Below are 21,389 nucleotides of genomic sequence, written 5' to 3'. Positions count from 1 at the left end.
CCCCGGGGCCGGCACCGCCCCCATGAGCCGTACGCCCGTCCCGCCCGTGCTCCGTCCCTACCTGGATGAGCTGGTCCGCCGCACCCGCGCCGTCTGCGGCCCGCACCTGGCGAGCGTCCTGGCCGTCGGATCCCTGGCCCTCGGCGACTACCGCCACGGACGCAGCGACATCGACGTGACGGTGGTGGTCGACGACTCGCTGCCGCGCCCGTCACTGCCCGAACTGGCCCGGAGACTCGCCCACCCCGCCCTGGACTGTCCCGCCGCCGGACTGGAACTGGTGGTGTACCCCACCGGTTTCACCGCCCGCCCGTCCGACGCGGCCGGGTACCTCATGGACCTCGACACCGGACCGTCCCTGCCCGAGCGGGTCAGCCACGACGCCCGGGAGTCGCCCGCCTTCTGGTACGTCCTCGACCGCTCCGTCGCCCACCAGGCGGGACTCCCGCTGTACGGCAGTCCGGTGCGTGACGTGATCGCCGCGCCGCGGCGGGCCGCCGTCCTCGCCGCACTGCGCGCCTCCGTACGGGAACACGCCGAGGGCGAGGGGCACGCGGCCGACAACCGGGTCCTCAACGGCTGCCGCTCCGTCGTGTACTGCCGTACGGGTCGGTGGTGCGCCAAGCGCGAGGCGGCCGGGATCGTCGCCGCCTCCGAGGCGGACTTCGGACCGCTGCTCACGCAGGCGCTCCGCAGCTTCGAACGCCCCAGGGAGTCCGCGCTCGCGCTGCCCGGGGCGGCGGTGCGGGGCTTCCTGGGCTGGGTGGCGGACCGTGTGGACGAGGCGGCCGGGGCGGAGGGAGGAAACAGGGCCTGACCCGGTGGCGCCCGGATATCCCCTCGACAGCGGCCGGCCGGGCTGTCTACGCGCGTGCGCGCGGCATCGCGTGCCGCGGTCACCGGCCGGGTGAGGCATGGAGGCGCCGCGGATGCCCGTGGAGGCATTGACAGCAATGTCGGTCGAGTTCCATCACACCATCGTGCTCACCCCTGACCGGGAGAAGTCCGCCCGTTTCCTCGCCGAGATCCTGGGACTGGAGGTCGGGGAACCGGCCGGGATGTTCCTTCCGGTGACGACCGCCAACGGCGTCACCCTGGATTTCGCGACCGTCGACATCGACGTCCCGACGCAGCACTACGCGTTCCTCGTCCCGGAGGACGAGTTCGGCGCGATCCTCGCCCGGCTGGTGGCCGGCGGGGTGCCGATCCAGGCCGACCCGCACGGCAGGTGGCCCCGCCGCATCAACCGCAACGACGGGGGCCGCGGCGTGTACTTCCGCGACCCGGCCGGCCACGGGCTGGAGGCCCTCACCCGTCCGTACGGCACCGACCCGGAGTCACCGCTGAACGGGGTGACCGAGGAGGTTCCCGGGGCCGTCTAGGCGCGGCGTGTCCGGCCGGGCGGGTCCGTCCTCTTCCACCCCGGCCGGCGGGGCGTGGCGGCGGCGGTTTACCTCCCGGCCGGTGGGCTACGCGGCGGGCAGGGGATCCAGGCCTGTCGTCCCCTCCGGTCGTTCCCTCCGGGAGGTGCCCATGACCACGCTGATACGGGACGTGATGTCCGCGCACACCGCGTCCGTCGAGCCCATGACGTCGGTGGCGCGGGCGGCGCGGCTGATGCGCGAGCAGGACGTCGGCGATGTGCTGGTGGCGTACGACTGCGATCTGTTCGGTGTGCTCACCGACCGTGACATCGTGCTGAGGGGTGTGGCCGAGGGACATGATCCCGAGGCGACGACGGTGGGTTCGCTCTGTACGAGGCCGCCGCTGGTGACGCTCGACCCGGAGGACACGACCGATCACGCCGTCGAGCTGATGCGGCGGCACGCGGTGCGGCGGCTGCCGGTGGTCGAGCGGGGCGGGTGTCCGGTGGGCGTGGTGAGCCTCGGGGATCTCGCGATGGCGGAGGATCCGCGTTCCGCCCTCGCGGACATCAGCGCCGCGGAGCCCGGCCGCTGAACGCGGCCGCTCCGGCGCCGGGCGCCGCGACCGCCCGGGTCAGGCGTCGACCGTGACCGCGCACGTCCAGCCGTACGGGCCCGGGCCGATGCGCAGTTCCTCCCAGGCCACCGCCGTCGGGGCGTCCCCGGTGAGGCGTACGTCGGACACGGAGGCGAGTGCCAGGCGCACGTCGAGACCGCCCTCGGCCTCGTCCGCCTCCACATCGACCGGTATCTGCCCGTCCTCGTCCAGCCGGTAGATGATCTCGTCCAGCAGCGCGGCGAGCAGATCGTCGTCGCTGGCCTCCGCCAGCCGGACGCGGCCCACTCCGGTCGGTCTCACCCCGGAGACGTCGGCGAAGCACTCCACCATCGCCGTCACCGCCTCCGCCAGGCAGTTCTCCCGGCTCGTCGCCCAGGCCTCGATGCGGACCTCGTCCTCCTGCACCACCGCACGGTGCCCGCTCTCGTCCGGCCGACGCTCCTGCCCGTAGCCGCCCGTGTCACCGACCATGACCCACGACTGCCCGAGGCGCGCGCACCCATGCCCGCGGCGGTGCTTCGGCTGCCGGGCAGGGGGTACGCGGGTGCCATGCGGTTCCGGGATCGCCGGGCGGCCGGGCGGGAACTGGCCGCACGGCTGCGGGAGCGGCAGGACGACGGCGCCCTGCCCGACCCCGTCGTGCTGGCGCTGCCCCGCGGCGGTGTCGCGGTGGCCGCCGAGGTCGCCCGGTCGCTGGACGCGCCGCTCGACGTCCTCGTCGTACGGAAGGTCGGCGCCCCCTCCCACGAGGAGTTCGGCGTCGGCGCGATGGCCGGCGACGGGGTCCCGGTGTTCGACGACGGGGCCCTGCGCGGGCTGGGCCTGAGCGCGTCCGATCTCGCGCCCGTCGTCGAGCGCGAGCGCGCCGAACTGCGCCGCCGGGAACGGCTCTACCGCGAGGGCCGGCCCGCTCCCGAGGTGCGCGGCCGGACCGTGCTCGTCGTCGACGACGGACTGGCCACCGGATCCACCGCCCGCGCCGCGCTGCGCGCCCTGCGCGCGCGGGGGCCCGGGCGGCTCGTGCTGGCCGCCCCGGTCGGTTCGCCGGAGGGCGTGGCGCTGATGCGGGCGGAGGCCGACGAGGTGGTGTGTCTGCACGAGCCGGCCGCGTTCATGGCCGTCGGCCAGTGGTACGAGGAGTTCGGCCAGCTGACGGACGAGGACGTCCTGGAGGCCTTGCGCGAGCGGCAGGCGTAGCCGGTTGCGCCGTTCTCAGACGACCGCGTCCGCGCGCAGCGCCTCGATCTCCTCGGGGCCGTGGCCCAGTTCCGTCAGGATCGCCTCCGTGTGCTCGCCCACGGCCGGAACCGGGTCCATACGGGCCGGTACGCCCGCGAGGTCGGCGGGCGGGAGCAGCGCCTCCACCGTCGCGCCCGGCACCGCCACCTCGCGCCTGCGGTCGCGGGCGGTGAGCACCGGATGGTCGAGGAAGGCGGCGACGTCGTTGACCCCGGCGCAGGCGATGCCGATCGACTCCAGGTCCTTCAGCAGCTCGTCGGCGTCGTCGCGGGCGAAACGCTCCGCGATGACCGCGTTCAGCTCCTCCCGGTGCGCCACACGGTCGGAACCGGTCGCGAAGCGTGGATCGTCGGTCAGCTCCGGCCGGCCGAGGAAGCGGTCGCACAGGGCCGCCCACTCGCGCTCGTTCTGGACGGAGAACAGCACCTCGCGGCCGTCGGCGGCCCGATAGGTCCCGTAGGGGGCGATGGTGGCGTGCTGGGTGCCCAGCCGCGGGGGCTGGGTGCCGCCGTAGCGCGTGTAGTAGGCGGGCTGGCCCATCCACTCGGCCAGCGCCTCGAACAGGGACACCTCCACCGGATGGGCCGTGCCGGTGGTGGCGCGGGTGTAGAGGGCGGTGAGCACACCGCTGTACGCGTACATGCCGGCAGCGATGTCGGCGACGGAGATCCCGGTACGGGCCGTCTGCTCCGGCGTCCCGGTCAGGGACACCAGGCCGGTCTGGCACTGCATGAGCATGTCGTAGGCCTTGCGGTCGGCCCACGGGCCGCTCGTGCCGTAGCCGGAGATCGTGCAGGGGATCAGCCGGGGGTAGCGGCGGGTGAGTTCCCCGGTCCCCAGACCGAGGCGGCCGGCGGCGCCCGGCGCGAGGTTCTGCACGAACACGTCGGCGTCCGCGAGCAGCCGGTGCAGGATCGCCCGGCCCCGCGGGTCCTTCAGGTCGAGGGTGAGGGACTCCTTGGAGCGGTTGATCCACACGAAGTAGCTGGAGTGGCCGTGGACGGTGGTGTCGTAGTGCCGGGCGAAGTCGCCCTCGCCCGGCCGCTCCACCTTGATCACGCGTGCGCCGAGATCGGCCAGCTGCCGGGTGGCGTAGGGCGCCGCCACCGCCTGCTCCACGCTGACCACCGTCACCCCGGACAAGGGCAGTCCCCGCACGTCCACGCCTTCCGCCGCTCCCGGATCACCGGTTCCGATTAGTACGGCCGGGACCGCCGCCTGTCAACGGACGGGCGCCGGCCGGGCGGCGGGTGAAGGGGCCGGGGCGGGTGCCGTGGCCCCTTCGGGCGGGTCAGGCGGCCGCCGGGCCGGCGGCGAGGGTCCGCAGGCGGGTGATGACCTCGGTCAGCTGCTCGGTGACCTCGGCGTCGTCGGCCGGGTGGGTCTCGGCGAAGCGGGTCACCGAGCCGGGGATGGACAGCTTGATGTCCTCGATCACCTTGCCGCCCGCGATGCCCACGGCCTTGCGGGCCTCGTCCTGCGCCCAGACACCGCCGTACTGGCCGAAGGCGGTGCCGACGACGACGACCGGCTTGCCGCCGATGGCGCCGGCGCCGAACGGGCGGGACAGCCAGTCGATGGCGTTCTTCAGGACGGCCGGGATCGTGCCGTTGTACTCGGGCGTGAAGAGCAGCAGGGCGTCCGCGTCGGCGGCGGCCTCGCGCAGCTTGGCGGCGGCGGCCGGGACGCCGCCCTCGACGTCGATGTCCTCGTTGTAGAAGGGGATCTCCGCCAGCCCCTCGTAGAGCGCCACCTCGGCGCCGGACGGGGCGAGCTTCACCGCGGTCTCGGCGAGCTGGCGGTTGTGCGAACCGGCGCGGAGGCTGCCGACGAGGGCGAGGATGCGAACAGACATGGGGGAAACTCCAGGGGGGCTGAAACGTGGCCTGTGCAAATCCGGACCGAGGTCCGCTTCGCAGTTGTAGCACCTTAACCGGACCGCGGTCCAGTTTCTTCCCCATGCTTTACGCTGGCTTCATGTCCGCCGCGACGCCGTCCGCCCCGGCACCCCAGGAGCCCGTCGAGCCGCAGGAGCTGCTCCAGCTCGGCGCGGAGCCCGACGAGCCCTGCCTGCGTGCCGACGCCGCACGCAACCGCGCCCGGCTGCTGGAGGCCGCCGCGCGGCTCGTCGCCGAGCGCGGGGCCGACGGCATCACCATGGAGGAGGTGGCGGCGGCCGCCCGCGTGGGCAAGGGGACGGTCTTCCGCCGTTTCGGCGACCGCACCGGACTGCTCACGGCGCTCCTCGACCACTCCGAGAAGAAGTTCCAGGCCGCCTTCCTCAGCGGCCCCGCGCCCCTCGGGCCGGGCGCGCCCCCGGCGGAGCGGCTGCGGGCGTTCGGCCTCGCCATGCTCCGCCGCACCGCGGACGAACTCGAACTGCAACTGGCCGCCGAAGCGGACCCCGGCCGCCGCTACACCGTCCCCGCGCGCCGGGTGCTGCGCCATCACGTCACCCTGCTGCTGCGCGAGGCGGTCCCGGACGCGGACTGCGAACTCCTCGCGTACACGCTGATGGCCCAGCTCGACCCCGCCCTGATCCACCACCTGATCCGCCAGTGCGGCATACCGCCCGAGCGTCTGGAAGCCGCGTGGACCGACCTGGTGGACCGCGTCACGGGCCCCGCGGGCGCCCGCTGACCGGCCCCCCGCGAACCCCCTCCGGGAGTCTCAACTCACCCGGCGCGCAGCCCCGTTACCGCTTCTGCGAAAATGCGGGACGTCATGGTGCAGATACCGAACCCGCCCGCGCCCGCCTCTCCCGCACCGACGCGCTCCGTACCCACGAGCGCCGATGTTGCCCGCCTGGCCGGCGTCTCGCGCGCGACCGTCTCCTACGTCCTGAACAACGCCGGCGCCGTCCGGATCAGCGAACCCACCCGGCGCCGGGTCCGCGAGGCCGCGAGGGAGCTCGGGTACGTGCCGCACGCCGCGGCCCGCAGCCTGCGCGCCGGGCACAGCCGTATGGTCCTGATGCCCGCGCCCGCCTTCCCCGTCGGCCCGCTCTACAGCCAGTTCATCAACGACCTCCAGGGCGCCCTCGGCCGCCTCGACTACACGGTCGTGCAGTACGGCACCGTCGGCCTGCACGACGACGAGGCCGCCCGCGCCTGGGCGGAACTGCGGCCGGTGGCGGTGCTGGTCCCCGGCTCCGGGCTCGGCCCGCGCGGCGTCGAGGTGCTCAAACGCTCCGGGGCGCGGGCCGTGATCACGCTCGGCCCCGAGTCCGTCGAGGGCGCGCACGCCCTGCTCATGGACCACGACGTGGTCGGCCACAGCGCGGGCGCGCACCTCTTCGACCGGGGCCGCCGCCGGATCGGCGTGGTCGTCCCGCGCGAACCCGGTCTGGAGGCGTTCTCCGCGCCCCGCCTGGCCGGTGTGCGCGCCGCCCTGCGCGGCACCGACGCGACCGTCACCGAGCTGCCGCTCGCCTACGACGAGGGGGCCGCCGCCCGGCTGGCCGCACGCTGGCGCGGTCTCGGCCTCGACGCCGTGTTCACGTACAACGACGAGTACGCGATGCTGCTGATGCGCGCCCTCCAGGACGAAGGGGTCCGCGTCCCCGAGGAGACGGCCGTGGTCGGCGCCGACAACCTGATGCTGGGCCGGCTGCTGCGGCCCCGGCTGAGCACCGTCCACCTCGAACTGCCGACCGGCCGCGAACTGGCCGAACTGGTCGACCGCGCGGTGCGCGACCCGGCCGCGGCACCCGAGGCGCACAAGGTGCTCGGAGCGTCGGTGGTGCGGCGCGATTCCGGCTGACATCGTGGGTGGTGCGGCGGGCCACCCCCTCGGTGCCCGGGGCCGGATGGTGCGCGCTCAACCGGCCTGGGTACGGGGACGGACGTCCACGCCCGCGATCGGAGAGCCCCATGACGCTGCTCGACCCCACGACCACCCGGCAGTCCCGCGCGCTCACGGGAGGCCGGTACACCGTCACCGAGCCCGCCACGGGGGACGCCCTCGGTACCGTCGCCCTCGCCGGCGCCGAGGACGTCGCCACCGCCGCCGGGGCCGCCCGCGCCGCACAGGCCGCGTGGGCGAGGACCCCGCACTTCGTCCGTGCCGCGGTGCTCCGCAAGGCCGGCGACCTGTTCGCCGCCCACACGGAGCTGAGGGAGTGGCTGGTCCGCGAGGCCGGCAGCGTCCCGGGCAAGGCCGACTTCGAACTCCATGTCGCCGCCCAGGAGTGCTACGAGGCCGCGGCCCTCGCCTCCCGCCCGGCCGGACAGGTGCTGCCCACCGAGGAGCCGCGGCTGTCCTGCACCCGGCGGGTGCCGGTGGGCGTGGTGGGGGTGATCGCCCCGTTCAACGCGCCGCTGATCCTCTCCATCCGCTCCGTCGCCCCCGCCCTGGCGCTCGGCAACGCGGTCCTGCTCAAGCCGGACCCGCGCACCGCGGTCTGCGGCGGACTGGCGCTCGCCGCGGTGTTCGCCGAGGCGGGGCTGCCCGAGGACCTGCTGCACGTCCTGCCCGGGGGACCGGAGGCCGGTCAGGCCCTGGTTGCCGACCCGCACGTCCCCGTCATCTCCTTCACCGGCTCCACCGGTGCCGGCCGCGCCGTCGGCGAGGCCGCGGGGCGCCATCTGAAGCGGGCCCACCTCGAACTGGGCGGGAACTCCGCGCTCATCGTCCTGGAGGACGCCGACCTCGACGCGGTGATCTCCACGGCCGCCTGGGGTTCGTTCTTCCACCAGGGGCAGATCTGCATGACGGCCGGACGGCACCTGGTCCACGCGTCGCTGTACGACGAGTACGTCGACCGGCTGGCCGCCAGGGCCGACGCCCTCGCCGTGGGCGACCCGCACCGCGAGCAGGTCCACCTGGGCCCGCTCATCGACCGCACGCAGCTCGGCAAGGTCCACGGCCTGGTCGAGGACAGCACGGCCCAGGGCGCCAGGCTCGCCGCCGGCGGCACCCACGACGGGCTCTTCTACCGGCCGACGGTCCTCGCCGACGCGGACGACCGCACCCCCGCCTACACGGAGGAGGTCTTCGGCCCGGTGGCGCCCGTACGGTCCTTCGCCACCCCCGACGAGGCCGTCGCCCTCGCCACCGCGAGCCCCTACGGACTCTCCCTCGGCATCGTCACCGGGGACCCGGCCCGCGGTCTGCACCTCGCGGACCGCATCCCCACGGGCATCGTCCACATCAACGACCAGACCGTGAACGACGAGGCCGTCGCCCCGTTCGGCGGGGTCGCCGCCTCCGGCACCGGCTCCCGCTTCGGCGGCGACGCCAACCTGGAGGCCTTCACCGACCTGCGCTGGACGACGGTGCGCGGCGACGTCGCCCGGTACCCGTTCTAGGGCCCGGGCGTGTCCCACGGGGTATCAGACGCCCGCGTCCGGGGTCTGGCCCTGCTGGGCCTGCTGCTCGGCGATCTGCTTGCGCACGTCGTCCATGTCCAGCTTGCGGGCCTGGCCGATGACATCGGTCAGGGCGGCCTCGGGCAGCGCGCCCGGCTGGGCGAACACGGCGACCTGGTCACGCACGATCATCAGCGTGGGGATCGACTGGATACCGAAGGCCGCGGCCAGCTCCGGCTGCGCCTCGGTGTCCACCTTGCCGAACACCAGGTCCGGGTTCTCCTCCGCCGCCTTCTCGTACACAGGTGCGAACTGACGGCAGGGACCGCACCAGGCCGCCCAGAAGTCGATCAGCACGAACTCGTTGTCCGTGACCGTCTGGTCGAAGTTCTCCTTGGTGAGCTCCACGGTGCTGCTCATGGCGTGTTTCCCTCTTCCTGGTGTGGGGGTCGGCCGTCGGCACAACACGGCCGGCCGGTCACGTATTCCGCGCCCCTACCCATGTGGCCAGTGAGCACACCACCCACCAGACTGACGCCATGACGGAAACGCAACCGACGCAACTGGAACCGACCGCCTACGACGTCGTGGTGCTCGGCGCCGGGCCCGTGGGCGAGAACGTCGCGGACCGCACGCGCGCCGCCGGGCTCACCACCGCGGTCGTGGAGAGCGAACTGGTCGGCGGCGAGTGCTCCTACTGGGCGTGCTCGCCCAGCAAGGCCCTGCTGCGCCCGGTCATCACCCGGGCGGACGCCCGCCGCACCCCCGGTCTGAAACAGGCCGTCCAGGGCCCCCTCGACACCGCCGCCGTGCTCGCCCACCGGGACGAGTACGCCTCCCACTGGAAGGACGACGGCCAGGTCGAGTGGCTGGCGGGCACCGGAGCGGATCTGTACCGCGGGCACGGACGGCTCGCCGGCCCGCGCACCGTCCGCGTCACCGGCCCCGACGGCGCGGAGCATGTCCTCACCGCCCGGCACGCCGTCGCCGTCTGCACCGGCAGCCGCGCCAAACTGCCCGACCTGCCCGGACTCGCCGAGGTCCGGCCGTGGACCAGCCGGGAGGCCACCAGCGCCCAGTCGGTGCCCGGCCGGCTGGCCGTGGTCGGCGGCGGGGTCGTCGCCACCGAGATGGCGTGCGCCTGGCAGGCCCTCGGCTCACGCGTCACCCTCCTCGTACGCGGCAAGGGCCTGCTCGACCGCATGGAGCCCTTCGCCGGGGAACTGGTCGCCGAGGCCCTCACCGAGGCCGGCGCCGACATCCGCACCGGCACCTCCGTGACCTCGGTGACCCGGGAGAACGGCACCGTCCGCATCGTCACCGACGGCGGCGACCGGATCGAGGCCGACGAGATCCTCTTCGCCACCGGCCGCGCCCCGCGCACCGACGACATCGGCCTGGAGACGATCGGCCTGGAGCCCGGGTCCTGGCTCACCGTCGACGACACCCTCCGCGTCACCGGACACGACTGGCTGTACGCCGTCGGCGACGCCAACCACCGCGCCCTCCTCACCCACCAGGGCAAGTACCAGGCCCGGATCGCGGGCGCGGCCATCGCCACCCGGGCGGCGGGCGACGCCGTGCACGCGGAGGCCTGGGGCGCGCACGCCGCCACCGCCGACCACGCCACCGTGCCCCAGGTGGTCTTCACCGACCCGGAGGCGGCCTCCGTCGGCCTCTCCCTGGCCGAGGCGGAACGGGCCGGCCACCGCGTCCGCGCCGTCGACGTCGACCTCTCCTCCGTCGCCGGGGCCAGCCTGTACGTCGACGGCTACAAGGGCCGCGCCCGCATGGTCGTCGACCTTGAGGACGAGATCCTGCGCGGCCTCACCCTCGTCGGCCCCGGCGTCGGCGAACTCATCCACTCGGCGACCATCGCGGTGGCCGCCCAGGTCCCCCTCGACCGCCTGTGGCACGCGGTCCCGTCCTACCCGACGATCAGCGAGGTGTGGCTGCGCCTACTGGAGGCCTACCGGGACGCCCCTTAGCCCGTCCGGCGTTCGAGGGGCGGCGGGGGCGAATCCCCGCGGAGACGAAGCGGCCCGCAGGCTCACGGCAGCTCGAACCCCAGCTCCCGTGCCGCCCCCTCCGGCCCCGGCTGCGCCCACCGCTCCGCCACGGCCTCGTTGGACGACAGCGACCGCGGTTCCGCCCGGTCGAGGTACAGCGTGCCGTCGAGGTGGTCCGTCTCGTGCTGGACGATCCGGGCGGGCCAGCCGGTGAACACCTCGTCCAGCGCCCGCCCCCGCTCGTCCTGCCCGGTCAGCCGCACCCGCGCGGCCCGCGCCACCACCGCCTGATACCCCGGCACGCTCAGACACCCCTCGAAGAACGCGGCCCGCCCGGCACCGACCGGCTCGTACACCGGATTGACCAGCACCCGGAACGGCTGCGGAACCCGCCCGCGCACCCGGCGCACCTCCTCCGGAACGGGCGCCGGATCCTCGATCACCGCGATCCGCAGCCCCACCCCGACCTGCGGCGCGGCCAGCCCGACACCCGGCGCCGCGCGCATGGTCACGCGCAGGGCCTCGACGAACCGGGCCAGCAGGGCGGGCCCCAGCTCGCCGTCGTACGGCACGGTCCCGCTCCGCAGCACCGGGGCACCGGCCGCGACGATGGGCAACGGACCCTCGGTGGCGAGCAGTTGCTCGACCCGCTCGGCCCAGGGTGCGCGATCGTCCGGAATTTCCATGCCGTCAGGATCGCACGCCCGTTGCCCGTGTCGCAGGTCACACACCCCTCCCGGGAACCCGGCGCCCCGCCGCGCCGACTACTGCACCACCATGCCCGCCCACGTCCCCGGGAGACCCCACCGATGACCACCGCTCCCTCGACCACCACGGACGAGGCCCCCCGACCCCCCGCCCCCGCGAAGAGCACATGGGCCGGCCTGCGCCCCCTCGTGCTGCGCCTGCACTTCTACGCGGGCGTCGTGGTGGCACCGTTCCTCCTCGTCGCCGCCCTCACCGGCCTGTTGTACGCCGCCTCCTTCCAGGCCGAGAAGATCGTCTACGACCACGAGCTGACCGTCCCCGTCGGCGAGCGTGAACTGCCCATCGGCGAACAGGTCGCCGCCGCCCGTGCGGCCCACCCCGACGGCACGATCGCCGCCGTACGCCCCTCACCCGAAGCCGGCGCCACCACCAGGGTGTTGCTGTCCGGCATACCGGGCGTGGACCCCGACCACACCCTGGCCGTGTTCGTCGACCCCTACACCGGGGAGGTGCGCGGCGCGCTGGAACAGTACGGCTCCACGGGCGCGTTGCCCCTGCGCACCTGGATCGACGAGTTCCACCGGGATCTGCACCTCGGTGAAACCGGCCGTCTCTACAGCGAGTTCGCCGCCAGCTGGCTGTGGGTCATCGCGGGCGGCGGACTGGTGCTCTGGTTCTCCCGGCGCCGCGCCCTGCGCAAGGTGCGCGGCACCGGCGGACGGCGCCGCACCCTGGGCCTGCACGGCAGCGTGGGCGCCTGGGCGGCGGCCGGTTTCGTCTTCCTCTCGGCGACGGGCCTGACCTGGTCCACCTACGCGGGCGCGAACATCGGCGAACTGCGCGCCTCCCTCGGCCAGGAGACCCCGTCGGTGTCGGCCGCGGCGGGCGGTGAACACGCGGGCCACACAGCGGCCGGCGGGCCGTCGGGCGACGCGGCGCACGGAGTGGGCCTGGACAAGGTGCTCGCGGCGGCCCGGGCGGAGGGTCTGGGCAATCCGGTGGAGATCGTGCCGCCCGCCGACGAGAAGTCCGCGTACGTCGTGCAGCAGGTCCAGCGCAGCTGGCCCGAGAAGCAGGACTCGGCCGCCGTCGACCCCGCGACCGGCGAGGTCACCGACGTCCTGCGGTTCGCCGACTATCCGGTCCTCGCCAAACTCAGCCGCTGGGGCATCGACCTGCACACCGGCAGCCTGTTCGGCCTGCCCAACCAGATCGCGCTGATGGTCCTCACCCTGGCCCTGATCCTGCTGATCCTCTGGGGCTACCGCATGTGGTGGCAGCGCGGCCGGGGCTCCGCCTTCGGCCGGCCGATCCCACGGGGCGCCTGGCAGCAGGTGCCGCCGTACCTGCTGGTCCCGCTGCTCGCACTGATCGCCGTACTGGGGTACTTCGTACCGCTGCTCGGCATTCCCCTGGCGGCGTTCCTCGCCGTGGACATCGTCCTCGGGGAGGTCGCCCACCGGCGCGGGCGGCGGACGTACGCGGGCGGCACGCCGGTGCGATGACGGCGGTGCGCTGACGGCGGTGCGACGACACGAGCCCGTCGTGCGGGCGCCCGGCTCCCGACGCTCGGGAACCGGGCACCCGCCGAGCGGTCTACTCCTCGGCGAACTCGCCGCCCAGCGCGGCGGCGATCCGCAGATGCGGCCGGGCCTCGTCGTCGCGCCCCTGCCGCTGGAGGGTCCGCCCGAGCATCAGCCGGGCGTAGTGCTCCACCGGGTCGCGCTCCACGATGACCTTCAACTCGGCTTCCGCACGACGCAGTTGGGCCGAGTGGTAGTAGGCGCGCGCCAGCAGCAGCCGCGGTCCGGTCTGCTCCGGCACCTCCTCGACCAGGGAGCCCAGGACGCGCGCGGCGGCGGTGTAGTCCTTGGCGTCGAAGAACATCCCGGCGCGCTCCCAGCGCTCGGCCGGCGTTCCGTGGTCGTAGTACATGGTGTCCACTCGTGACCTCCTTCGACGCCGACAACGGCCCCGGGCGCCGCCGTATTCCGTAGGGTGAGGGGCGGAGAGGACAGGAGGGTGCTCCACCTCATCAGGGCCGCGACGACCGACCCGACACCCACGGAGGCACCGCGTGACGCCACCCGCCCCGCCGATCACCCTCGACGACGTCCGCTCCGCCGCCGAACGCCTCAAGGGCGTCGCCCACCGCACCCCGGTCCTGCGCTCCCGCGGCCTGGACGCGCTCGTCGGCGCCGAGGTCCACCTCAAGTGCGAGAACTTCCAGCGCGTGGGCGCCTTCAAGTTCCGCGGCGCCTACAACGCGGCCTCCCGGCTCACCTCCGAGCAGCTGTCCCGGGGCATCGCCGCCTACTCCTCCGGCAACCACGCCCAGGCGGTCGCCCTGGCCGCCCGGGAGCTGGGCACCACCGCCGTCATCGTCATGCCCGAGGACGCCCCGCCGTCGAAGCGCGCCGCCACCGAGGGATACGGCGCCGAGATCGTCACCTACGACCGGTACACCGGCGACCGGGTCGCCGTCGCCGAGGCCCTCGCCGCCGAGCGCGGGCTGGCGCTCGTCCCGCCCTACGAGCATCCGCACGTGATCGCCGGGCAGGGCACGGCGGCGCTGGAGCTCGTCGAGGAGGCGGGGGAGCCGGCCGTCCTGCTCGCCCCGGTCGGCGGTGGTGGACTGATCGCCGGAAGTGCCACCGCCGTCAAGGGCCTGCATCCCGCCACCCGGGTCATCGGTGTGGAACCGGAGGCCGGGGACGACACCAAGAGGTCCCTGGAGGCGGGCCGGCGCGTCACCGTCCCCGTCCCGCGCACCATCGCCGACGGCCAGGCCCTGCACACACCGGGCGAACTGACCTTCTCGGTCAACCGGCGGCTCCTCGACGGGATCGTGCTGGTCGGCGACGACGAGATCCGGGACGCGATGCGGTTCGCGTTCGAGCGGCTGAAGATCGTCCTCGAACCGAGCGGCGCCACCCCGCTCGCCGCGCTGCTCACGGGCCGGCTGGGCCGGCTCCCGGGCCGGGTCGGCGTCATCCTGTCCGGCGGCAACATCGACGCCGCACGCTTCGCCCGGCTCTGCGGCGCGGGCGGCTGACGTACCCCTCCGACTGCCCTCACCCGAATGGCGGCACCTGCTTGACAGCAGCAAGTGGGGAGCCGTCCCCGGTTGCGTGCCGGTGTCGGCCCCGGAAAGCGGGGCCGTCCGGCGCGGCTGAGCGGCGGACCCCGGCCCGGCACCCCGGTCACACCGGCAGCAGCCGCCCCACCAGCGCGTCCAACTGCCGTACGTTGCGGCACTCGTGCGTCTCCACCGGAGTCGCCCGTGCCCCAGCGGGAACGCTGCCCGGGGTTCAGCCAGTGCACCCGGCGGGCGTGCCGGACCAGCTCGCGCAACGGCCGCCAGGTTCGGGTCGCCCATGTCGGTGCGGGCGTCGCCGAGCACGAACACCGTCGTCCGCGGGCAGCGTCGGCCGCGCCGTGCACCGAGCCCGACACGTCGCGCAGCAGCACCGGGTGTACTCGAGGACACCCCGTGCGGGGGCTCACCCGAGCAGGACGACCTCCAGGGTGCGCGGCCCGTGCACGCCCTCCACCCGGTCGAGTTCGATGTCACTGGTCGCCGAGGGCCCGGAGATCCAGGTGAGCGGGCGGGCCGGGTCCAGGCGTTCGAGCGCCCGCGGGACGGAGGGGACGACCTGGTCCGGGACGCGGACCACACAGATGTGGTGGTCGGGGATCAGGGTGATGCGGCGCCGGCCCTGGTCGGGGGAGCCGTCCAGCACGATCGTGCCCGTCTCGGCGATGGCGACCGCACAGGCGGTCACCACACTGGCCACCCGGTCCAGCTCCCGCGGCGTGCTCTCCGCCCGGTCCGCCACCCGCGTCACGTCCGCCGACGCCAGCCAGTCCTCGTCGAGACCCGGCGGCACGAGCACCGACGACGCGCCGCGCGCCGCGAGCAGCCCGGCGACGACACCGGCCAGCCCGGCCGCGTCGGTACGGTGCACGACGGCCCGGTAGTCGGCCAGGTTCTCCGCGAGGAGGCCCACCGTCTCCTCGACGGTGCGCGCACCCCGCTCGCGCACCTGGTCCCGGGCGACCGCCCGCTCGTACGGTGCGTCGTCGCGCGGTACGTCGGCGAGGGCGCGCCGCACCCGGCCCAGGATCCGTTCCCTGCTGCTCACTCGGCACCGCCCTTTCCGCCGTGCGTACGCTGCCACCAGTCCCGGAACGGTTCCGCCGGCACCGGCGGCAGGTCCCGGGTGCCGCTCCACGCCCGGCCGGGCCCGGGCAGGGTGCGCGGATGCAGGCGCCGGGTGCGTGAGGCGAGGCGCTGGCCGGTGCGCAGGGCAGCGGGACGGGTGAACGCCCAGCGGGCCGCCCGCATCGCCGCCCGCTCGGCGGCGTGCCCCTTCGCGGGGCGCAGCACCACCTTGTTGCCCGCCCGCGTCACCTGCCCGCCCTCCACCACCCGCTCCCGCAGGTGCACCAGCACCTCCGGGATGTCGATGGCGACCGGGCACACGTCGTAGCAGGCGCCGCACAAGGACGAGGCGTACGGCAGGGAGGCGTCGATCTCGCTCCCCGTGCCCCGCAGTTGGGGACTGAGGATCGCGCCGATCGGCCCCGGGTAGACCGAGCCGTACGCGTGCCCGCCGGCCCGCTCGTACACCGGGCACACGTTGAGACACGCCGAGCAGCGGATGCAGCGCAGCGCCTGCCGGCCCACCTCGTCGGCGAGGGTGTCCGTGCGGCCGTTGTCCAGCAGCACCAGGTGGAAGGTCCGCGGACCGTCCCCGTCGGTGGTACCGGTCCAGGTGCTGGTGTACGGGTTCATCCGCTCGGCGGTCGAGGAGCGGGGGAGGGTCTGCAGGAACACCTCCAGGTCCTGCCAGGTCGGCACGGTCTTCTCGATGCCGACGACCGAGATCAGCGTCTCCGGCAGGGTCAGGCACATCCGGCCGTTGCCCTCGGACTCCACCACCACCAGTGTGCCGGTCTCGGCGACCATGAAGTTGGCGCCGGAGACACCGACTTTCGCCCGCAGGAACTTCTCCCGCAGATGCAGCCGGGCCGCCTCGGCGAGCTCGGCCGGCGTGTCCGTCAGTCCTTCCGGGGCGGGGCGGCCCCACTCGCTCATCTCCCGGGCGAAGATCTCCCGGATCTCCCCGCGATTGCGGTGGATCGCCGGGACCAGGATGTGCGAGGGCCGGTCCTTGCCCAACTGGACGATCAGCTCGGCGAGATCGGTCTCGTAGGCGCGGATGCCCTCCGCTTCGAGCGCCTCGTTGAGCCCGATCTCCTGGGTGGCCATCGACTTGACCTTGACGACCTCCGACTCGCCGGTCTCCTTCACCAGTCGCGTCACGATCCGGTTCGCCTCGTCGGCGTCGGCGGCCCAGTGCACGGTGCCGCCCGCCGCCGTCACCGACTGCTCCAACTGCTCCAGGTGGCGGTCGAGATGGCGGAGCGTGTGATCCTTGATCCGCTTGCCCGCCTCTCGCAGCTCCGCCCAGTCGGGCAGCTCCGCGACGGCCCTCGCGCGCTTGGCCCGGATGGTGTGCGTGGCGTGCCGCAGATTGCCGCGCAGCGTGCCGTCGCGCACGGCGTCCCGCGCCGCCACCGGGAAGGCGGGCATACCGACGAACGTTCCGCTCACAGGGCCGGTTCCTCCTCCGTGCTCGCCAGGATCTCCGCGATGTGCACCGGCCGCATGCCGGTGCGCAGCCTGGTCATCGTTCCGCCGAGGTGCATCAGACAGGAGTTGTCCGCCGCGCACAGCACCTCGGCACCCGTCGACTCGGCGCTGCGCACCTTGTCCGTGCCCATCGCCGCCGAGACGTCGGAGTTCTTCAGGGCGAAGGTGCCCCCGAAGCCGCAGCACTCGTCCGCGCCCGGAAGCTCCGCCAGCTCCAGCCCCTTCACCGCACGCAGCAGCCGCAGCGGCCGCTCACCGAGGCCGAGCCCGCGCAGCCCGTGACAGGTCGGATGGTAGGTCACCTTGTGCGGGTAGTACGCCCCGACGTCCGTCACCCCCAGCACGTCCACCAGGAACTCGGTGAGCTCGTACGTCTTCGGCACCACCGGCGCCAGCGTCGCCGCGAGGGTGTCGCCCCGCCCCTCGGCCCGGGCCCGCTCGCCCATCCGCGGGTACAGCTCCCGCACCATCGCCCCGCACGACCCGGACGGCGTCACGATCGCCTCGTAGTCGCGGAAGACCTCGGAGAAGTGCCGGGCCATCGGCTCCGCCTCGTGCCGGTAGCCGGTGTTGTAGTGCGCCTGGCCGCAACACGTCTGCGCCACGGGGAAGTCCACGTCGACGCCCAGCCTGGTCAGGAGTCTCACCACAGCGCGCCCGGTGTCCGGATAGAGCGTGTCGTTGACGCAGGTCAGGAACAGTGCGACACGCATCGCGGCTCCTCGTGGATTCGATCATCGGGTGCATGCAGGGTAGTGCGGGGGCGACGGCGCGGGGGAGACCACCGTCGCCCCCGGGCGAGCCGGTCCCGTGCCGCCTGCCGCCGTGCGGCTCGTACCGTGTCAGCGGCTGGGCGCGGATCGGCGACGGCCGCCCGTCCCGCTCACCGTCGGCACGGTCTCCAACGTGATCGACCGCCCCGACACGGTCGCCGCCGAGACCCGGGCGCGGGTGCAGTCCACCACGGACCGGCTCGGCTGCGTCCGCAGCCGCATCGTGGGCCTGCTCCTCCTCGACAGCGTGGTGCTCACCCCGGCGGACGCCACCGGCCGCAACATCGAGCCGCTGCCGGCGGAGACCGGGAGCGACGGCGCCGCGAGGCCCCATGAACACCGCAGGGGCGTCCTCCGGCCGGAACTGCTGGTCCGACGCTCCGGCCTTCCGGCCCGCTGACCGGTGTTCAGCAGGAATTGCGTGATCCCGGGCTCGTTCGCCGTACGAACATATGCTGAACTGGGTCGCGGCCCGACAATCCGTTCGTCCCAGGAGTCCCGTTGCCCGTCAGCTACCGCCAGCCCGGAGTCGTCCTCACCGACCGCCGTTTCACCGTGCCCCTCGATCACGACAACCCCTCGGGGGAGACGATCGAGCTGTACGCGCGTGAGGTCGTCGCAGGCGACAGGGCCGGCCAGGACCTGCCCTGGCTGCTCTACCTCCAGGGTGGCCCGGGCTTCGGGGCGAACCGTTTCATCGGAAAGCCGGCCTGGCTCGGCCGCGCCCTGGAGGACCACCGCGTACTCCTCCTCGACCAGCGCGGCACCGGCCACTCCACCCCCGCCAACCGGCAGACGCTCCCGCTGCGCGGCGGCCCCGCCGAACAGGCCGACTACCTCGCCCGCTTCCGCGCCGACTCGATCGTGCGGGACTGCGAGGCGATCCGCCCCCAGGTGACCGGCGGCGCCCCCTGGACCGTACTCGGCCAGAGCTTCGGCGGGTTCTGCACCGTCGCCTACCTGTCCATGGCCCCCGAGGGCCTCGCCACCGCGCTGATCACGGGCGGCCTGCCCTCCCTCGACGCCCACGCCGACGACGTCTACCGGGCCGCCTACCCGCGCATCGAACGCAAGGTCGCCGCCCACTACGCCCGCTACCCGCAGGACGTCGAACGCGCCCGGCGCATCGCCGACCACCTCCTCACCCACGAGGTCGTCCTGCCGAACGGCTACCGCTTCACCGTCGAGGCGTTCCAGTCCCTGGGCATCATGCTCGGCAGCGGCGACGGCAGCCACCGGCTGCACCACCTCCTGGAGGACGCCTTCGTCCCCACCCCGGGCGGCCCCGCGCTCTCCGACGCGTTCCAGGAGCAGGCGCAGGGCCTGCTGTCGTTCGCCGGCCACCCCCTGTACGCGCTCGTCCACGAGGCGATCTACGGCCAGGACGCCCGTCCCACCGCCTGGGCCGCCGAACGCGTGCGGGCCGAGTTCCCGCGCTTCGACGCGGCCAAGACGCTGGCCGGCGACGAGCCGCTGATGTTCACCGGCGAAACCGTTCACCCCTGGATGTTCGACTGCGACCCGGCGCTGCGGCCCCTGCGCGAGACCGCCGAACTCCTCGCCGCGCGCACCGACTGGACACCGCTGTACGACCCGGCACGTCTCGCCGTCAACGAGGTCCCGGCCGCGGCGGCCGTCTACCACGACGACATGTACGTCCACACGCCCCACTCCCTGGAGACCGCGCGGTCGATCCGGGGCCTGCGCACCTGGGTCACCGACGAGTTCGAGCACGACGGCGTCCGCGCGGGCGGCCCCCGCGTCCTGGACCGGCTGCTCGCCCTGGTGCGCGACGAGGCGTAGAACACCCCGGGGCGCTGTCGGTGCGGCGGGTTAGTCTGCGGGCATGACCGAGCCGACGATCAGTCAACTCCAGCCCATGCCCGACGACTGGCAGCGCGCCCTCGCCGTGGTCGCCCACCCGGACGACCTCGAATACGGCTGCGCGGCGGCGGTCGCGTCCTGGACCGACGCCGGCCGCGAGGTCTCCTACGTGCTGGCGACGCGCGGCGAGGCGGGCATCGACACCCTGGAGCCGGCCGAGTGCGCCCCGCTCCGGGAGCGGGAGCAGCGGGCGAGCGCGGCCGTGGTGGGCGTGACGGAGGTGGACTTCCTCGACCACCCGGACGGCGTGATCGAGTACGGCCCCGCCCTGCGCCGGGACATCGCCGCCGCCATCCGCCGCCACCGGCCCGAGCTGGTGGTCACCCTGAACCACCGGGACACCTGGGGCGGCACCCACTGGAACACCCCCGACCACGTGGCCGTCGGGCGCGCCACGCTGGACGCGGCCGGTGACGCCGGCAACCGCTGGATCTTCCCGGAGCTGATCGAGCGGGGCCTCGAACCCTGGAACGGCGTCCGGTGGGTGGCGGTCGCCGGTTCGAACGCCCCCACGCACGCCGTGGACGCGACCGACGGGCTGGAGCGGGCGGTGCGTTCGCTGCTCGAACACCGCGCCTACATCGAGGCGCTGACCGACGAGGACCCGGAGGCGTACGCGCGCGGTCTGCTGACCGGGTTCGCCGAGGAGACGGGGAAGCGGTTCGGCAACCGGCCCGCCGTCGCGTTCGAGGTGTTCCCCCGGTGACTCCCGTCAAGGACGGGAAGGAGCTGCTGGCGCGGAGCTTCGAGGAGCACCGCGGCCACCTCAAGGCGGTCGCCTACCGCATGCTCGGCTCGCTCGCCGAGGCCGAGGACGCCGTCCAGGAGGCCTGGCTGAGACTGGGCCGCACGGACACCGCCGCGATCGACAACCTCGGCGGCTGGCTCACCACAGTGACCGGCCGGATCTGCCTCGACATGCTGCGTTCGCGCACCGCGCGCCGCGAGCAGCCCATGGACGAGACGTTCGTCCCGGACCCGGTGATCGCCCCCGTCCCCCGGGTGGATCCCGAACAGGAGGCGCTGCACGCCGACTCCGTGGGGGTGGCGATGCTGGTGGTCCTGGAGAAGCTGGAGCCCGACGAGCGGCTGGCGTTCGTCCTGCACGACATGTTCGCCGTGCCGTTCGACGACATCGCCCCGGTCGTGGAGCGCAACGCGGCCGCGACCCGGCAGCTCGCCTCCCGGGCCCGCCGCCGGGTACGGGACGCCACCCCTCCGTCCGATCCCGACCTGGGCCGGCAGAGGCAGGTGCTCGACGCCTTCATGGCCGCCGCGCGCGGCGGCGACTTCGAGGCGCTGGTCGCCGTCCTGCACCCGGACGTGGTGCTGCGGGCCGACGCGGGCGCGCTGGTCCGCGGCGCGGCGGCGTCCAAGGTCCTCCTGGGCGCCACGGCGGTGGCCGAGTCGGCGATGATGTTCGCCCGCTACACCGGAGCGGCCTGTACGGTCCTGGTCAACGATGCCCTGGGCCTGATCAGCGTGGTCGACGGCCGCATCGAGTCGGTCATGTCCGTCACCGTCGCCGACCACCGCATCACCGCCATGTACATCCTCGCCGACCCAACCCGCCTCCAACACCTCCAACCACCGAACCACTGACCCCGCCCACTCCCGCGCGAGGCCGCGCCGCTTGCGCGCGGGCAGCCGTGCCGCTCGTGCGGGGCCCGCGCCGCTCTCGCGGGCCCGCCCCGCTCCCGCGGGCAGCCGTGCCGCTCCCGCGGGGCCCGTGCCGCTCCCGCGGGGCTCGCGTCGCCCCCGCGGGGCCTGCCCCGATCCCGCGGGCAGCCGTGTCGCTCTCGCGCGAGGCCGCGCTGCTCCCGCG

The 21,389-nt window shown here is 74.1% G+C and carries 22 protein-coding genes and 2 pseudogenes; 14 read left to right on the top strand and 10 right to left on the bottom strand.

Annotation, left to right across the window (positions count from 1 at the left end; translation table 11 throughout):
- Positions 1-22: 22 nt before the first annotated feature.
- From ACZ434_RS13010 to ACZ434_RS13000, 3 genes are all read left to right on the top strand, one after another.
- Complete coding sequence (locus tag ACZ434_RS13010; RefSeq protein WP_468454884.1) at positions 23-817, top strand: nucleotidyltransferase domain-containing protein; 795 nt, start codon at positions 23-25, stop codon at positions 815-817.
- 136 nt (positions 818-953) lie between these two features.
- Positions 954-1,382, top strand: a complete 429-nt coding sequence (locus ACZ434_RS13005) for a VOC family protein (RefSeq protein WP_468454882.1) — start codon at positions 954-956, stop codon at positions 1,380-1,382.
- Between the two features lie 151 nt (positions 1,383-1,533).
- Complete coding sequence (locus ACZ434_RS13000) at positions 1,534-1,959, top strand: CBS domain-containing protein (RefSeq protein WP_468454880.1); 426 nt, start codon at positions 1,534-1,536, stop codon at positions 1,957-1,959.
- A 39-nt stretch (positions 1,960-1,998) separates the two neighbouring features.
- Here ACZ434_RS13000 and ACZ434_RS12995 read toward each other — a convergent pair whose 3' ends face one another.
- Positions 1,999-2,454, bottom strand: a complete 456-nt coding sequence (locus tag ACZ434_RS12995) for an archease (RefSeq protein WP_468454878.1) — start codon at positions 2,452-2,454, stop codon at positions 1,999-2,001.
- A gap of 78 nt (positions 2,455-2,532) precedes the next feature.
- Here ACZ434_RS12995 and ACZ434_RS12990 point away from each other — a divergent pair, with 78 nt between their 5' ends.
- Positions 2,533-3,180, top strand: a complete 648-nt coding sequence (locus ACZ434_RS12990; RefSeq protein ID WP_468454876.1) for a phosphoribosyltransferase — start codon at positions 2,533-2,535, stop codon at positions 3,178-3,180.
- A 15-nt stretch (positions 3,181-3,195) separates the two neighbouring features.
- Here the strand turns inward: ACZ434_RS12990 and ACZ434_RS12985 are convergent, their stop codons facing one another.
- Positions 3,196-4,386, bottom strand: a complete 1,191-nt coding sequence (locus ACZ434_RS12985) for a CaiB/BaiF CoA transferase family protein (RefSeq protein ID WP_468454874.1) — start codon at positions 4,384-4,386, stop codon at positions 3,196-3,198.
- A 127-nt stretch (positions 4,387-4,513) separates the two neighbouring features.
- Complete coding sequence (locus ACZ434_RS12980) at positions 4,514-5,077, bottom strand: NAD(P)H-dependent oxidoreductase (protein ID WP_468454872.1); 564 nt, start codon at positions 5,075-5,077, stop codon at positions 4,514-4,516.
- A gap of 122 nt (positions 5,078-5,199) precedes the next feature.
- On the opposite strand from ACZ434_RS12980, the gene ACZ434_RS12975 reads away from it, so the two are divergent.
- The 3 genes from ACZ434_RS12975 to ACZ434_RS12965 all read left to right on the top strand — a co-directional run bounded on the left by ACZ434_RS12975 (position 5,200) and on the right by ACZ434_RS12965 (position 8,531).
- Positions 5,200-5,862 (top strand): TetR/AcrR family transcriptional regulator, encoded by a 663-nt coding sequence (locus tag ACZ434_RS12975; protein WP_468454870.1) that lies wholly within the window; start codon positions 5,200-5,202, stop codon positions 5,860-5,862.
- Between the two features lie 84 nt (positions 5,863-5,946).
- The gene (locus ACZ434_RS12970; RefSeq protein ID WP_468454868.1) at positions 5,947-6,984 is read left to right on the top strand and encodes a LacI family DNA-binding transcriptional regulator; all 1,038 of its coding nucleotides are present in this window, start codon (positions 5,947-5,949) and stop codon (positions 6,982-6,984) included.
- 110 nt (positions 6,985-7,094) lie between these two features.
- Positions 7,095-8,531 carry an aldehyde dehydrogenase family protein gene (locus tag ACZ434_RS12965; protein ID WP_468454866.1) on the top strand — a complete coding sequence of 479 codons (1,437 nt, stop codon included), beginning with the start codon at positions 7,095-7,097 and terminating at the stop codon, positions 8,529-8,531.
- 24 nt (positions 8,532-8,555) lie between these two features.
- Here ACZ434_RS12965 and trxA read toward each other — a convergent pair whose 3' ends face one another.
- A complete protein-coding gene (gene trxA / locus ACZ434_RS12960; RefSeq protein ID WP_468454864.1) occupies positions 8,556-8,951 on the bottom strand; it encodes a thioredoxin in 396 nt (131 codons plus the stop codon).
- 119 nt (positions 8,952-9,070) lie between these two features.
- On the opposite strand from trxA, the gene ACZ434_RS12955 reads away from it, so the two are divergent.
- A complete protein-coding gene (locus ACZ434_RS12955; RefSeq protein ID WP_468454862.1) occupies positions 9,071-10,519 on the top strand; it encodes a dihydrolipoyl dehydrogenase family protein in 1,449 nt (482 codons plus the stop codon).
- A 62-nt stretch (positions 10,520-10,581) separates the two neighbouring features.
- Here ACZ434_RS12955 and ACZ434_RS12950 read toward each other — a convergent pair whose 3' ends face one another.
- The gene (locus ACZ434_RS12950) at positions 10,582-11,226 is read right to left on the bottom strand and encodes a peptide deformylase (protein ID WP_468454860.1); all 645 of its coding nucleotides are present in this window, start codon (positions 11,224-11,226) and stop codon (positions 10,582-10,584) included.
- A gap of 123 nt (positions 11,227-11,349) precedes the next feature.
- On the opposite strand from ACZ434_RS12950, the gene ACZ434_RS12945 reads away from it, so the two are divergent.
- Complete coding sequence (locus ACZ434_RS12945) at positions 11,350-12,753, top strand: PepSY-associated TM helix domain-containing protein (protein WP_468454858.1); 1,404 nt, start codon at positions 11,350-11,352, stop codon at positions 12,751-12,753.
- Between the two features lie 91 nt (positions 12,754-12,844).
- On the opposite strand, the gene ACZ434_RS12940 is transcribed toward ACZ434_RS12945, so the two are convergent.
- Positions 12,845-13,192, bottom strand: a complete 348-nt coding sequence (locus ACZ434_RS12940; protein WP_468454856.1) for a tetratricopeptide repeat protein — start codon at positions 13,190-13,192, stop codon at positions 12,845-12,847.
- A 133-nt stretch (positions 13,193-13,325) separates the two neighbouring features.
- Between ACZ434_RS12940 and ACZ434_RS12935 the strand changes: the two genes are divergently transcribed.
- Positions 13,326-14,303, top strand: coding sequence for a threonine/serine dehydratase (locus ACZ434_RS12935; RefSeq protein WP_468454854.1), 978 nt, complete (start codon positions 13,326-13,328; stop codon positions 14,301-14,303).
- Between the two features lie 148 nt (positions 14,304-14,451).
- Here ACZ434_RS12935 and ACZ434_RS12930 read toward each other — a convergent pair.
- The 4 genes and pseudogenes from ACZ434_RS12930 to ACZ434_RS12915 all read right to left on the bottom strand — a co-directional run.
- A pseudogene (locus tag ACZ434_RS12930) lies at positions 14,452-14,669 on the bottom strand (VWA domain-containing protein); the annotation flags it as partial.
- Between the two features lie 82 nt (positions 14,670-14,751).
- Positions 14,752-15,393, bottom strand: a complete 642-nt coding sequence (locus ACZ434_RS12925) for a LutC/YkgG family protein (RefSeq protein WP_468454852.1) — start codon at positions 15,391-15,393, stop codon at positions 14,752-14,754.
- Positions 15,390-16,868 carry a LutB/LldF family L-lactate oxidation iron-sulfur protein gene (locus tag ACZ434_RS12920; protein ID WP_468454850.1) on the bottom strand — a complete coding sequence of 493 codons (1,479 nt, stop codon included), beginning with the start codon at positions 16,866-16,868 and terminating at the stop codon, positions 15,390-15,392. Before ACZ434_RS12920 ends, ACZ434_RS12925 begins: the two co-directional genes overlap by 4 nt.
- The gene (locus ACZ434_RS12915) at positions 16,865-17,620 is read right to left on the bottom strand and encodes a (Fe-S)-binding protein (protein ID WP_468454848.1); all 756 of its coding nucleotides are present in this window, start codon (positions 17,618-17,620) and stop codon (positions 16,865-16,867) included. The genes ACZ434_RS12920 and ACZ434_RS12915 overlap by 4 nt, the downstream gene beginning before the upstream one ends.
- A 136-nt stretch (positions 17,621-17,756) precedes the next feature.
- On the opposite strand from ACZ434_RS12915, the pseudogene ACZ434_RS12910 reads away from it, so the two are divergent.
- From ACZ434_RS12910 to sigJ, 4 genes and pseudogenes are all read left to right on the top strand, one after another.
- Positions 17,757-17,924, top strand: a pseudogene (locus ACZ434_RS12910) (helix-turn-helix domain-containing protein); the annotation flags it as partial.
- A 257-nt stretch (positions 17,925-18,181) separates the two neighbouring features.
- The gene (locus tag ACZ434_RS12905; RefSeq protein ID WP_468454846.1) at positions 18,182-19,483 is read left to right on the top strand and encodes an alpha/beta fold hydrolase; all 1,302 of its coding nucleotides are present in this window, start codon (positions 18,182-18,184) and stop codon (positions 19,481-19,483) included.
- A gap of 43 nt (positions 19,484-19,526) precedes the next feature.
- Positions 19,527-20,270: a PIG-L deacetylase family protein gene (locus ACZ434_RS12900; RefSeq protein ID WP_468454844.1), complete on the top strand. Its 744-nt coding sequence runs from the start codon at positions 19,527-19,529 to the stop codon at positions 20,268-20,270.
- Positions 20,267-21,166, top strand: a complete 900-nt coding sequence (sigJ, locus tag ACZ434_RS12895) for an RNA polymerase sigma factor SigJ (protein WP_468454842.1) — start codon at positions 20,267-20,269, stop codon at positions 21,164-21,166. Before ACZ434_RS12900 ends, sigJ begins: the two co-directional genes overlap by 4 nt.
- Positions 21,167-21,389: the final 223 nt, after the last annotated feature.

Source organism: Streptomyces sp. NPDC030893 (genome assembly GCF_055571535.1).
This window is presented reverse-complemented; position numbering and strand designations above follow the sequence as displayed.